This window comes from Mesorhizobium sp. M0771 (assembly GCF_040320155.1).
Lineage (GTDB): Bacteria > Pseudomonadota > Alphaproteobacteria > Rhizobiales > Rhizobiaceae > Mesorhizobium.
The window spans coordinates 63,902-76,575 of sequence record NZ_JAMYPC010000011.1 but is presented as its reverse complement, the minus strand read 5'-3'; the positions used below and the strand labels follow the sequence as shown (position 1 = coordinate 76,575).

Below are 12,674 nucleotides of genomic sequence, written 5' to 3'. Positions count from 1 at the left end.
GAGGGAAACCGCTATTTCCGGTGGAAAATAAGAGAAAACCTGTGTTGTGTGTGACTGCTTGACGCTGTAAATCTGTCATGATTGTAAAAAGATGGTGCGCCGTTCATCGCTCGCAAGTCGTGTAAATTCCTGTCAAGGAAAGCCGATGGCCGACCAGAAGATATTCGCCGGGCCGCGCATCCGCCGCATCCGCATCGCCAAAGGCCTGACCCAGACGGCGATGGCCGAGGGGCTCGGCATCTCGCCGTCCTATCTCAACCTGATCGAGCGCAACCAGCGGCCGCTGACGGTGCAGCTGATCCTGAAGCTGGCCTCTGTCTACAAGGTCGACCCGCATGAATTGCAGGGTGAGGCGAGAGGGTCGATCTCGGCCTTGAAGGAAGTGTTCGGCGACCCGCTGCTTGCCGGTGAGCTGCCGAGCGACCAGGAACTGATCGAACTGGCCGAGGCCGCCCCCAACGCATCGGCTGCGATGATAAAACTGTTTCGCGCTTACCGCGAGCAGGCCGAGCGGCTGTCCGATCTCAACGAGCTTCTGGCGCGCGAGGGCCGCGCCACGGCGCTGTCCGGTGCGCGGCTGCCGATCGACGAAGTGCACGAGATTTTCGAGCGCCGGCCGAACCATTTTGCAGCACTCGAGGAGGAGGCCGAGGCCTTCACCTCGGTGCTCGACCCCGGCGACGATCTGTTCGGCGCGCTGAAGGCGTGGCTGAAGCGCGAGTATGGCATCGTCGTCAAGGTGCTGCCGGTCGCCACCATGCCGAACTGGCGCCGCCGTTATGACCGTCATTCGCAGCGTCTTTTTCTATCGGAGCGGCTGTCGCCGTTCGACCAGTTGCGCGAAGTCGCCATGGAGGCCTGCCTGATCCGCATGACGGTCGCTGTCGCCGGCGAAATTCAGACGCTGAAGCTCGGTACGGACGAAGCCCGTCGGCTCGCCCGCTTCGAGTTCGGCCGCTACGCCGCCAATGCCTTGATGATGCCCTATCAGGCATTTCATGCCGCCGCCGTGCGGGCTCGTTACGACATCGATGTGCTGCGCTCGCGTTTCGGCGTCTCCTTCGAACAGGCGGCGAACCGCCTGACCATGCTGCAGCGCCCTGGCTTGTCCGGAGTGCCGTTCTTCATGCTCGAGGTCGACAATGCCGGCAACCGCTTCCGCAAGGCCGGCGGCCAGGGCTTTCCGCAAAGCCGCTTTGGCGGCGGCTGCCCGAAACTGCCGGTCCATGCCGCTTTCGCTTCGCCTGGCCAGATACTGGTCGAGGCGGTGGAAATGCCCGACGGCGCCGAGTTCCTCTGCATCGCACGCACGCTCGAGGGGCCGCAGGGTTCGTTCTCCGAGCGCCCGCGCCGCACCGCGCTGCTGTTGGGCTGCGATATCGGCTTTCGCGACGAGATCGTCTATGGCGCCGGGCTGCCGGCAAAGGCCGGACAGGGCGCCGCCACGCCGGTCGGTCCCGCTTGCCGGCTGTGCGAACGCATCGGCTGCCTCGCCCGCGCCGAGCCGCCGGTGACCCGTCCGCTGGGCCTGGACGAGATGGCGACGGGCCTGAGCGCCTTCGATTTCCAGTGATGCTTCTCGGGCAGGAGGTCGCGGAAGACCGCAGTTGTTTGCGCTAAGCAATAGAGCGCGGCCCGAACCATCGCAGAACCAAATATTGATTAAGCATCGGCGCTGCGCTATCGAAGGTGAGCTGCAGGGCAGCCAAGGGGGGACGGCTTATGAACAGGAAAGCTTTGTGGCTTGGCGTGGCGCTTGCCCTTTTGGCGGGGCCTGTTCTGGCAGAAAAATCCTCGGAATTCTTCAAGGACTATCAACAGTATAGTGACGACGGCAAGGCATTCCTGGACAAAATCGATCCAAAGACCGGCGCGGTCGACCTTCCCGAAGGCATCCATCTCGATCTCAAGGACAAGTTCTATTTTCTGGGCAAGAAGGACGCGACGTCCGTCCTGACCGAGGCCTGGGGCAATCCGCCTGATACCGCGTCCGAAGCAATCGGCATGATCTTCCCGGCCAAGTACGAGCCCATCGCCGGCAACGGTTGGGGCATCGAATTGCGCTATGAAAAGATCGGCCATGTCGATGACGCCGACGCCGCATCCATCGACTACACCGAATTGCTGAGCAGCATGCAGGCGGACACATTGTCGGCCAACGATCAGCGGGTGAAGGACGGCTTTCCCCCGATCAAGCTGATCGGCTGGGCCTCGCCGCCGGTCTATGATTTCGTCCACAAGCGGCTGCACTGGGCCAAGGAACTGCAGTTCGGAGACGATACCGTCCACACGCTCAATTACGACGTCCGTTTCCTCGGCCGGGAAGGCGTCTTCGTGATGAGCTACATCGCTACGGTCGAACAATTGCCGGAGATCAAGCAGAGCCTGGACGAAGTGCTGGGCGTGGCGGACTTCAACACCGGCAAGAAATACACCGATTTTCTGCCAGGCACCGACACGGTCGCCGCGGTTGGCATTGGCGGCCTCATCGCCGGAAAACTCGCGGCAAAGGCCGGCCTGATTGCAGTCGCGCTCATCGCCCTGAAAAAGTTCGGCATTCTGCTGCTGGTACCGTTGGCCGGTCTCTGGCGCTTTATCCGCGGCAACAAGGGCATGTCCTAGAAACGGCGGTGTTTGCCCGTATGGCTGCCGGTTGGCGGTGCGCCAAAGGGAATGCCGGGCTGGGTCACGTCCGGCGGTAGCCTATGCGCTAGGCGAATACGGCACGTTTCTGTCGTCCATTGTGCATCATGCCACCCCGAGATAGCCGACAGTCGCACCCCATGACCGATACCGCATCTTCTCCAATCGCCGCACCGCCGATCGTCTCGCCGCGCGAAGAGCGGGTCGGCTTGCTGCTGGTGTTCCTGTCGGCGCTGATGTGGAGCTTTGGCGGCACCATCGCCCGCTTCATCGACACCGCTGACAGTTGGACGGTGGTGTTCTGGCGCTCGCTGTGGGCGGCTGTGTTCCTGATTTGCTTCATGGCCTGGCGCGACGGCTGGCGCGGCATGTTGCGGCTGTTTCGCGACATGGGCCTGCCCGGCCTTGCCGTGGCCGTCTGTTTCGCCACGGCGTCGACGTGCTTCGTTGTCGCGCTCGCCTACACCACCGTTGCCAATATCCTGTTGATGCAGGCCGGTGTGCCGCTGCTGGCGGCATTGCTTGCCTGGGTGCTGTTTCGCGAACGCGTCGCCGTCGCGACCTGGGTGGCGATCGCCGCCGTCATCGCCGGCGTCGCCATCATGGTGTCGGAATCGCTCGACGGCGCCGTATCGCCCATCGGCGACGGGCTGTCGCTGCTGATCGCCGTCATGTTCTCGATTGCCACCGTCATCACCCGGCGCTTCGCCCATGTGCGCATGACGCCGGCGACGTGCCTCGGCACGATGCTGGCAGCGGCTTTCGCCGCATCGCAAGCCACGCAGTTTGCCACGTCGACCCACGACATGGCTTTCCTGTTTGCCTTCGGCGTTATCAATCTCGGCCTGGGCCTTGCCTTCTTCGCCACCGGCGCGAGGCTGGTTCCGGCGGCGATCGCAGCACTCCTCGGCACGTTCGAGCCGATCCTCGGACCGATCTGGGTCTGGCTCGTTCATGGCGAGGTGCCCTCGGTGCGCACCATCATCGGCGGCGCGGTGGTGGTCGCCGCGCTGCTCGTCCATATCGCGCTTGAATTCAAGCGCCAGGCGAGGCCTGCACGGCCGGGGACCACTGGCCTGCCATCCCCTAATTGACCCGCCTTTCCCTTGGTTGAGCCCGTCTTCCCTAATTACGCCCGCCTTTCCCCAATTAGCGAAGCCGCACGCCCTATTGACCGAGCTTCCCCGCGCGGGCCATTGACAACCTTGCTGCGGCACGGGCAGGCTGGGGCACGGCAACAACAAGACAGGCTTATCTTGCCAAGTGTCCCCGCCGGTCGGACCAAGACCGGACCACAGCGTCGTATCCCTGCCAGCGCCGCGGCGAAAGCCTCTGACGGCGTCAGCGCGCCCGCCATGCGGGCACACAGAGCCATCATCTGCCGCTCGTCGAACCGCCCGGACGGCGCTGGCAGTTCATGCTTGTGGCTGCCCGGAAAGCTCAATACTCTGAAGCAAATGCCCAATCGCGCTCGAACAGCGACGACTTGGCGAAGGAACACTCATCAAAGGAGAACAGCATGATCCGCAAAGCGCTCTGGCTTTCGGCAACCTCGGCATTTCTGACGCTTTTCGCCGTTGGCGGCCATGCCGAGGATCGCGTCGTCAACGTCTTCAACTGGTCGGATTACATCGACAGTTCGATCATTGACGACTTCACCAAGGAGACCGGCATCAAGGTCGTCTACGACACCTTCGATTCCAATGAAATCCTCGAAACCAAGCTGCTTGCCGGCGGCAGCGGCTATGACGTCGTCGTGCCCAGCGGCAACTTCCTGGCCCGCCAGATCCAGGCCGGCGTGTTCCAGAAGCTCGACAAGTCGAAGCTGCCCAACATTTCCAACATGTGGGACACGGTTTCGGAGCGCACCGCCAAATACGATCCCGGCAATGAATACTCGATCAATTACATGTGGGGCACCGTCGGCATCGGCTACAACATCAAGAAGGTGCAGGCAGCACTCGGCACCGACAAGATCGACAGCTGGGATGTGTTCTTCAATCCCGACAGCCTGGCCAAGCTGAAGGACTGCGGCGTCTATGTGCTGGACTCGCCGGCCGACATCATCCCGGCGGCGCTCAAATACCTCGGCCTCGATCCGAACAGCACCTCACCTGACGACATCGCAAAGGCCGAGGAGACGTTGCTGAAGGTGCGTCCGTATATCCGCAAATTCCATTCGTCCGAATACATCAACGCGCTCGCCAACGGCGACATCTGCCTGGCGGTCGGCTGGTCGGGTGACGTCTTCCAGGCGCGCAACCGCGCGGTCGAGGCCAAGCAAGGCGTCGAGATCGGCTATTCCGTGCCCAAGGAAGGCGCCCAGATGTGGTTCGACCAGATGGCGATTCCCGCCGATGCGCCGCATGCCGCCGAGGCACTCGAATTTCTCAACTACATGATGAAGCCGGAAGTGATCGCCAAGTCGTCCAACTATGTGCTGTACGCCAACGGCAACAAGGCTTCGCAGCAGTTCGTCGACAAGGCGCTGCTGGATGATCCGGCGGTCTATCCGGACGCCGAGACCTTGAAAAAGCTCTATACGGTCCAGCCCTACGATCCCAAGACCCAGCGCCTGATCACGCGCAGCTGGACCAAGATCGTCACCGGCCAGTAAGCAATGCGACATGGTCCCGGCAGCCACCTGCCGGGACCATTCTTCTCTGGGGCAAGAAGCAAAAAAATAGGACGGAGTGGGACATGAAATCGCTTGGCAGCATCCGCAGGGATTTCGCGCCATGGAACGACCCGAACGCCAAGCCATATATCCAATTCGAGAACGTCACCAAGAAGTTCGGTGACTTCACCGCCGTCAACAATCTGTCGCTGACCATTTTCGAGCGCGAGTTCTTCGCCCTGCTCGGCGCGTCGGGCTGCGGAAAGTCGACGTTGCTGCGGATGCTTGCCGGCTTCGAGGAGCCCACCGCCGGCCGTATCCTTCTCGACGGCCAGGACTTGCGCGGCATCCCGCCCTACCGCCGCCCGGTCAACATGATGTTCCAGTCCTATGCGCTGTTCCCGCATATGAGCGTGGAAAAGAACATTGCCTTCGGCCTCAAGCAGGAAGGCATGCCGGGACCGGATATCGAAAAGCGCGTCGCCGAGATGCTGAAGCTGGTGAAGCTAGAGCAGTTCGCCAAGCGCAAGCCGCACCAATTGTCGGGCGGCCAGCGCCAGCGCGTCGCGCTCGCCCGCTCGGTTGCCAAGCGGCCAAAAGTCTTGCTGCTCGATGAGCCGCTCGGCGCGCTCGACAAGAAGCTGCGCGAGGAAACGCAGTTCGAGCTGATGGACCTGCAGCAAAATCTCGGGCTCACTTTCGTCGTCGTCACCCACGACCAGGAAGAGGCGATGACCATGGCCGACCGCATCGCCATCATCGACAAGGGCGAGGTGATGCAGGTGGCGACGCCGGCGGAAGTCTATGAAGCCCCCAGTTCGCGCTTCGTTGCCCACTTCGTCGGCAATGTGAACATGTTCGAGGGCAAGGTCGCCGAGCGTGCGGCAAACACCACGCGCATCACCGGCGCGACAGGGGCCCAGATCGTCGTCGAAAACAGCACCGATACAAAGGCCGGTTCCGACATCGTCTTCGCCATCAGGCCGGAGAAGATCAAGGTGTCGTCGACGAAACCGGCCGACGCCGTCAATGCGCTTGAGGGCGAGGTCTACGACGTTGCCTATCTCGGCGACATGACCGTCTACCACATCCGGCTGGATGACGGGCAGATCATCAGGGCAAGCGCGCTCAACGCGGCGCGAGTCACCGAGGACCCGCTGACCTGGAACGACCGCGCCTGGGTCTCCTTCCGGCCGGATGCCGGCGTCGTGCTGACACGGTAGGGGGCGGCCATGTCCAACATTGCACTCACCGACGCCGGTCCATCGGCCGCGGCCAAACCGTTCCTGATCCGGCTCGGTGCCGGCTTTGTCAGCCGGCTCGTCATCATCGTGCCTTATCTCTGGCTGCTGTTCTTCTTCTTCATCCCGTTCATCATCGTCTTCAAGATTTCGCTGTCGCAGTCGGCGATCGCCATGCCGCCCTACACGCCGGCGCTCGATTTCAGGGACGGCATGTCCGGGTTCTTTGTCCGCTTCCGCGAACTCAGCGTCGACAATTATGTCTGGCTAACGCAGGACGCGCTTTACTTCAAAGCCTACGTGACCAGTGTTATCATCGCTGCTGTCTCGACGATCCTGACCTTGCTCGTCGGCTTCCCGATCGCCTACGGCATGGCCCGCGCGCCGGCGACGATCCGTCCGACCTTGCTGATGCTGGTTATCCTGCCGTTCTGGACGTCGTTCCTGATCCGCGTCTATGCCTGGATCGGCATCCTCAAGCCCGAGGGTCTGCTCAATCAGCTGCTGTTGTCGCTGCACATCATCAATCAGCCACTGATCATCCTCAACACTTACACGGCGATCTTCATCGGCATCGTCTATTCCTACCTGCCATTCATGGTGCTGCCGCTCTATTCGTCGCTGGAAAAAATGGATTATTCGCTGATCGAGGCGGCAAAGGATCTCGGCTGCCCGCCGACATCAGCCTTCTGGAAGATCACGTTCCCGCTGTCGCTGCCCGGGGTCATCGCCGGCTGCCTGCTGGTGTTCATTCCAGCGGTTGGCGAGTTCGTCATTCCCGATCTGCTCGGCGGCTCGCAGACGCTGATGATCGGCAAGACCTTGTGGAATGAATTCTTCGCCAACCGTGACTGGCCGGTGTCGTCGGCCGTCGCCGTCATCCTGTTGCTGCTCCTGATCGTGCCGATCATGCTCTTCCAGCAGGCCCAGGCACGCGCCCAGGAGCAGGACAAATGAACGCCACCTGGAGCCGCTTCAACGTCACCTCGGTCGTGCTGGGCTTTGCCTTTCTCTATCTGCCGATCGTGCTGCTCATCGTCTTCTCCTTCAACGAGTCGAAGCTGGTCACCGTCTGGGGCGGCTTCTCGACCAAATGGTATGCCTCGCTGTTCCACAATCAGGGGCTGATGGACGCCACCTGGGTGACCGCGCGTGTGGCTGTCATCTCCGCCACTGTGGCAACCGTGCTCGGCACGCTGGCAGCACTGACCTTGACCCGCTACACCCGCTTCCGCGGCCGCATCCTGTTTTCCGGCATGGTGTTTGCGCCGCTGGTCATGCCGGAAGTCATCACCGGCCTGTCGCTGCTGCTGCTGTTCGTTGCCGTCGGTCTCGACCGTGGCTTCCTGACCGTGACGCTTGCTCACATCACCTTGACCATGTGCTTCGTGGCCGTCGTCGTGCAGTCGCGCCTGGTGTCGTTCGATCGTTCGCTGGAAGAAGCTGCCTTGGACCTCGGCGCAACGCCGGTAAAGACCTTCTTTCAGATCACGCTGCCGGTGATCATGCCGGCCATCGTCTCCGGCTGGATGCTGGCCTTCACCCTGTCGCTTGACGACCTGGTCATCGCCTCCTTCACCTCCGGGCCCGGCGCCACCACGCTGCCGATGAAGATCTACAGCCAGGTGCGTCTCGGCGTGACGCCGGAAATCAACGCCGCCTGCACCATCCTGATCGCCGTCGTGGCGGTAGGCGTCATCATCGCTTCGGTCGCCAACAAGCGGCGTGAGGTGCAGCGCCAGCTCGACGAACAGGCCGCGCAGCGCGGTTGATTGCGTCAAACGAGGGATAGGGCGGTTCCGGTAACGGACCGCCTACTCGCCTGAGACGCCGCGGCTGATCGGCGAGATGAACGGCGTGCTCCAGGTGCCGCCGACGAAGAATGACGACTGGTTGGATCCCTGCTGGCCATTGACCGGTGCCGCTGCCGGGTCGGCCTGGGTGACACCCCCCGACAGCGCCAGCCCGCGTCCGCCGTAAGAGGCGATGCCGGACAGCCAGACCTTGTATTTCGCCGAATTGGCCTCGGCCTTGTCCAGCCTTGCCACACCCTTCGAGATGGTGGCCTTGAGCTCGGCGCCGTCCATCGGCAGTGTCCCGTCCGAGACGTCGTCGAGCGCGAAGAAGCCGCCCTGTTCCGTGTGCTTCAGAAATGCCGGCAAATTGAGCCCGCTCAGCGCGCCCGGCCCGAACGTCGCAGAGACCGAGCCGTCGGCGTTCTCGAAGATCGAGTCCCAGGATTTGCCCGGCCCTTTGAGAATGACCGAGACAGTGCCGGTGCTGGCCGGCACCAGCCGCGTCATTCCGGCCGCGGTGCCGAAAGCGGCGCCGTCAATGTCGGAGGCGAGCAGCCGGATCTCGACCTGCGAGCCCTCCGGTTTGCGGTCGAAACGCAGGCTGCTCTGCACGTTGCCGCCAAAGGCCGACGCATCGGAGATATCGAAGACGGCAAGCCCGTTCTTCACCTGCGCCGTGGCGGCGACGTCGGCAAGCTGGATTGCGCCGGCCGAGGCATGTGCCGCTGACAGCCTCAGATCGAGATTGATCCGGTCGGCGAAGCTGGTGTCGATTTCGCCGGGACCGGTCTCGCCGGTCGGCGCCAGCGGCGTGAAGGCCGAAAACAGCGACCTGAGGTCGAGCGTATCGAAGGCGAGTGTGCCTGATATCACCGGCAAGGCGTCGCCGAACGAAAAATCCAGCGCCCCCATTCCCGGGTTGTTGTCGAGCGTCACCGCGGTGTTTTCGAATTTGACGCGGCCGGCGGTCGCCGTGATCTTGCTCGAAATCGAGACCGAACCGATCGCCGTACCAGGAGCAATGCCGGCCTGCGACCATTCCAGCACGCGCCGCAGCGAGGGCGCGGCGAATTTCGCCTGGCCATCGAAATAGGCGTTTTGCGACATGCTGGCCGTGCCGTCGAACGAGAAGCTGGCCGGCACTGCCTTGAACGAAAACGTGACCGGTGCGGCGCCGCCGGCAAACAGCACCAGCGGCTTGGCCGAGGCGGCATCGACGGTGACGCTCTCGCCGCGCCAGATTCCGGTCGCCGACAAGGTCGCGTTGCTGTTCATCGCTGCCCAGCTCGCCTGGCCGGACAGGCTGGTCAGCAATTCGACGTCCTTGCCGCCGACGGAGGCGACCATGCGGCCGTCCCTGAATTCCACGGTGCCGAACGGATCGGCGGGCAGCTTGCTCAGATCCGGTTTCGTCGGATCGGCGTTGACCACGCCGCGCGCCGTGTCGATGGAGCGGGTGATGCGTCCGCCCGTTGGTATGGCGGGCAGGAATATGCCGTTTGCGGCGCGCTGGACCCGGATCGTCGGCCGCACCAGCCGCGCCGTCGAAAACACCACATCGCCCTGCAGCGCCGCCATGGCCGAAAGGTCGACCTCGACCCGTTCGGCCTCGATCACCGGCGGCGCGTCGGTCTCGGTCCACTGGGACAGCGTGACGTCGCTCAATATGGCGCGGAACTTCGGCCACACCTCGATGCGCGGCGAACCGGCGATGGTGACCCTGAAACCGCTCCACGCGCTCATCTCCCAGGCGATGCGATCGCGCACGATCCGGGTCGAGGCAAACAGCGGCAGAGCGGCGACGACCAGCGCGATGACGAGCACGGCAACGCCGATCGCCCATATTCCGCGCCGGATCAAAGGTGATGGCATATTGCCCCGGTTGCTTTCATTCCGATAAACGCCTGACGGGTGTAACCGCCAGTCGTCACCACGCCTTCCAGCCGTCACTACGACTTAGGGCTGAGGCATTTCAAGTCTTTATGGCCCGGCGATGGCAATTGCGCACATATGGCCGAGTTTAGCGGAACAAAATCTTGCTCTGCCGCACGGTGGTAGGCATAAGCGATGCAGCTTCAGCCTGCTACGAGGCGCGGCGTTTTTGGGACAGCGCGCCTGTAAAGCTGAGGCTAGTGCATGTCGCCCGGAGAGTGCAGCGGTTCCGGGACAACGACGTGCATCAAAACAAAAGCATATCTATCTTGCGACGCGACGGGCTTCAAGGAGGATCGATAATGGCTGCCGAAGCACCGCTCTGGACCCCGACGCAAGACCAGATCGACGCAGCACCACTGACCGCGTTCATGAAGGCAGCAGCGGCCAAAAGCGGCACATCCTTCGCCTCCTACGCCGAACTGCACCGCTGGTCGGTCGAGGATCGCGAGGGCTTCTGGAGCCTGCTGTGGGACTTTTGCGGCATTGTCGGCGACAAAGGGACCGATGCGGGCGAGCCCGTGCTCGTCGATGGCGACAAGATGCCCGGCGCATCGTTCTTTCCCGAAGCGACACTGAACTTCGCCGAGAACCTGCTGAAGAAGACCGGTTCCGGTGACGCGATCGTCTTTCGCGGCGAGGACAAGATCGAGCGGCGGCTGTCGTGGAGCGAACTGCACCAGCTGACCTCGCGCTTTCAGCAGCTTTTCCTGTCGCTCAAGGTTAAAAAGGGCGACCGCATCGCGGCGATGATGCCCAACATGCCGGAAACCGTCGCCGCCATGCTGGCGGCCGCCTCCATCGGCGCGGTCTGGTCGTCCTGTTCCCCCGATTTCGGCGAGCAGGGCGTGCTCGACCGTTTCGGCCAGATCGAGCCGGTCATATTCATTGCGCCGGACGGCTATTGGTACAATGGCAAGGCAATCGAGGTAGCCGACAAGATCGCTGCCGTTGCGGCGAAGCTCGAAACCGTCCGCAAGGTCCTGATCGTCGACTATCTCGGTACCTCGCGCGATATCGCAGCGATCATCGACAAGGCCGTGGCGCTCGAAGAGGCGCTGTTACCCTTTACCGCCAAAGCGGTCACGTTCGAGCGGCTGCCGTTCGCGCACCCGCTCTACATCCTGTTCTCGTCAGGTACCACCGGCATTCCCAAATGCATCGTCCATTCGGCCGGCGGCACGCTGGTCCAGCATGTCAAGGAACACCGGCTGCATGCCGGACTCATCGAAGGCGACCGCTTCTTCTACTTCACCACCTGCGGCTGGATGATGTGGAACTGGCTGGTGTCGGGCCTGGCCTCGGGCGCCACGCTGCTGCTCTATGACGGCTCACCCTTCCACCCCGACGGCAATGTGCTGTTCAGCTTCGCCGATGCCGAGAAGATGACCTTTTTCGGCACCTCAGCCAAATTCATCGATTCCGTGCGCAAGGCCGGGCTCAAGCCTATCCGCAGCCATGATCTGTCGAGTGTGCGGGCGATTTCCTCGACCGGCTCACCGTTGTCGCCGGAGGATTTCCGCTTCGTCTTTGACGGCATCAAGAAGGACGTACATCTGGCCTCGGTTTCCGGCGGCACCGACATCGTCTCCTGTTTCGTGCTCGGCGTACCGACGCAACCGGTCTGGACCGGCGAGATCCAGGGTCCCGGCCTCGGCCTTGCTGTCGATGTATGGGACGATGACGGCAAGCCGATCCGCGAGCAAAAGGGTGAGCTGGTTTGCACCAAGGCGTTTCCGTCGATGCCGATCGGCTTCTGGAACGATCCTGAGGGCAAGAAATACCATGCGGCCTATTTCGAGCGCTTCGACAATGTCTGGTGCCACGGCGACTTCGCCGAATGGACCGCGCATGGCGGCATGATCATCCACGGCCGTTCCGACGCGACGCTCAATCCGGGCGGTGTGCGCATCGGCACGGCGGAGATCTACAATCAGGTCGAACAGATGCCGGAAATCCTTGAGGCGCTGTGCATCGGCCAGGATTTCGACAATGACGTGCGCGTCGTGCTGTTCGTGCGGCTGGCCGCCGGCGTGACGCTGGACGAGGATCTGGAAAAGCGCATTCGTTCCAAGATCCGCAGCGGCGCCAGCCCGCGCCACGTGCCGGCAAGGATCGTCGCCGTCAGCGACATTCCGCGCACCAAATCGGGCAAGATCACCGAGCTTGCAGTGCGCGACGTGGTGCATGGCCGCGCCATCAAGAACAAGGAAGCGTTGGCCAATCCAGAGGCGCTGGAGCTGTTCACGAACCTGCCGCAGCTGGCTGAGTGACGCGGCCGGGATGGTTAACCAGATATGTCGGTCGAATTTACCTAGATTTCATGAGTGGTACACATTCGTAAATTTTTTGGACGGCCGGTAAGGATTTGTTAAGGCCCGGCGTTGATAGTCGCACGTAACTTGAGGGAGAAATCCCGTTCCTCGTCCCCTGAGGATCAGATTC

Annotated in this window: 9 protein-coding genes; 8 read left to right on the top strand and 1 reads right to left on the bottom strand. The window is 62.4% G+C overall.

The window, feature by feature from the left end:
- Positions 1–145 precede the first annotated feature (145 nt).
- The 7 genes from NKI05_RS18100 to NKI05_RS18070 all read left to right on the top strand — a co-directional run bounded on the left by NKI05_RS18100 (position 146) and on the right by NKI05_RS18070 (position 8,273).
- On the top strand, positions 146–1,573 hold the full coding sequence (locus tag NKI05_RS18100) for a helix-turn-helix domain-containing protein (RefSeq protein ID WP_023815096.1): 1,428 nt from the start codon (positions 146–148) through the stop codon (positions 1,571–1,573).
- 149 nt (positions 1,574–1,722) lie between these two features.
- The gene (locus tag NKI05_RS18095; protein ID WP_031244436.1) at positions 1,723–2,622 is read left to right on the top strand and encodes a DUF2167 domain-containing protein; all 900 of its coding nucleotides are present in this window, start codon (positions 1,723–1,725) and stop codon (positions 2,620–2,622) included.
- Positions 2,623–2,783: 161 nt separating this feature from the next.
- Entirely contained in the window at positions 2,784–3,737 is a 954-nt protein-coding gene (locus NKI05_RS18090) for a DMT family transporter (protein WP_023729069.1), read from the top strand.
- A gap of 425 nt (positions 3,738–4,162) precedes the next feature.
- A complete protein-coding gene (locus tag NKI05_RS18085; protein ID WP_023669323.1) occupies positions 4,163–5,260 on the top strand; it encodes a polyamine ABC transporter substrate-binding protein in 1,098 nt (365 codons plus the stop codon).
- 83 nt (positions 5,261–5,343) lie between these two features.
- Positions 5,344–6,483 (top strand): ABC transporter ATP-binding protein, encoded by a 1,140-nt coding sequence (locus NKI05_RS18080; protein ID WP_023689322.1) that lies wholly within the window; start codon positions 5,344–5,346, stop codon positions 6,481–6,483.
- Between the two features lie 9 nt (positions 6,484–6,492).
- The gene (locus NKI05_RS18075) at positions 6,493–7,458 is read left to right on the top strand and encodes an ABC transporter permease subunit (protein WP_031205267.1); all 966 of its coding nucleotides are present in this window, start codon (positions 6,493–6,495) and stop codon (positions 7,456–7,458) included.
- The gene (locus NKI05_RS18070) at positions 7,455–8,273 is read left to right on the top strand and encodes an ABC transporter permease (RefSeq protein WP_023815098.1); all 819 of its coding nucleotides are present in this window, start codon (positions 7,455–7,457) and stop codon (positions 8,271–8,273) included. Before NKI05_RS18075 ends, NKI05_RS18070 begins: the two co-directional genes overlap by 4 nt.
- 42 nt (positions 8,274–8,315) lie before the next feature.
- On the opposite strand, the gene NKI05_RS18065 is transcribed toward NKI05_RS18070, so the two are convergent.
- Positions 8,316–10,169, bottom strand: coding sequence for an AsmA family protein (locus tag NKI05_RS18065; RefSeq protein ID WP_023815099.1), 1,854 nt, complete (start codon positions 10,167–10,169; stop codon positions 8,316–8,318).
- 362 nt (positions 10,170–10,531) lie between these two features.
- On the opposite strand from NKI05_RS18065, the gene NKI05_RS18060 reads away from it, so the two are divergent.
- Positions 10,532–12,502 carry an acetoacetate--CoA ligase gene (locus NKI05_RS18060; protein WP_023806624.1) on the top strand — a complete coding sequence of 657 codons (1,971 nt, stop codon included), beginning with the start codon at positions 10,532–10,534 and terminating at the stop codon, positions 12,500–12,502.
- Positions 12,503–12,674 lie beyond the last annotated feature (172 nt).

Excerpts from the sequence above, each read along its gene's own strand:
- NKI05_RS18100 (WP_023815096.1), top strand. The coding sequence starts at position 146 with ATGGCCGACCAGAAGATATTCGCCGGGCCGCGCATCCGCCGCATCCGC.
- NKI05_RS18095 (WP_031244436.1), top strand. The coding sequence starts at position 1,723 with ATGAACAGGAAAGCTTTGTGGCTTGGCGTGGCGCTTGCCCTTTTGGCG.
- NKI05_RS18090 (WP_023729069.1), top strand. The coding sequence starts at position 2,784 with ATGACCGATACCGCATCTTCTCCAATCGCCGCACCGCCGATCGTCTCG.
- NKI05_RS18085 (WP_023669323.1), top strand. The coding sequence starts at position 4,163 with ATGATCCGCAAAGCGCTCTGGCTTTCGGCAACCTCGGCATTTCTGACG.
- NKI05_RS18080 (WP_023689322.1), top strand. The coding sequence starts at position 5,344 with ATGAAATCGCTTGGCAGCATCCGCAGGGATTTCGCGCCATGGAACGAC.
- NKI05_RS18075 (WP_031205267.1), top strand. The coding sequence starts at position 6,493 with ATGTCCAACATTGCACTCACCGACGCCGGTCCATCGGCCGCGGCCAAA.
- NKI05_RS18070 (WP_023815098.1), top strand. The coding sequence starts at position 7,455 with ATGAACGCCACCTGGAGCCGCTTCAACGTCACCTCGGTCGTGCTGGGC.
- NKI05_RS18065 (WP_023815099.1), bottom strand. The coding sequence starts at position 10,169 with ATGCCATCACCTTTGATCCGGCGCGGAATATGGGCGATCGGCGTTGCC.
- NKI05_RS18060 (WP_023806624.1), top strand. The coding sequence starts at position 10,532 with ATGGCTGCCGAAGCACCGCTCTGGACCCCGACGCAAGACCAGATCGAC.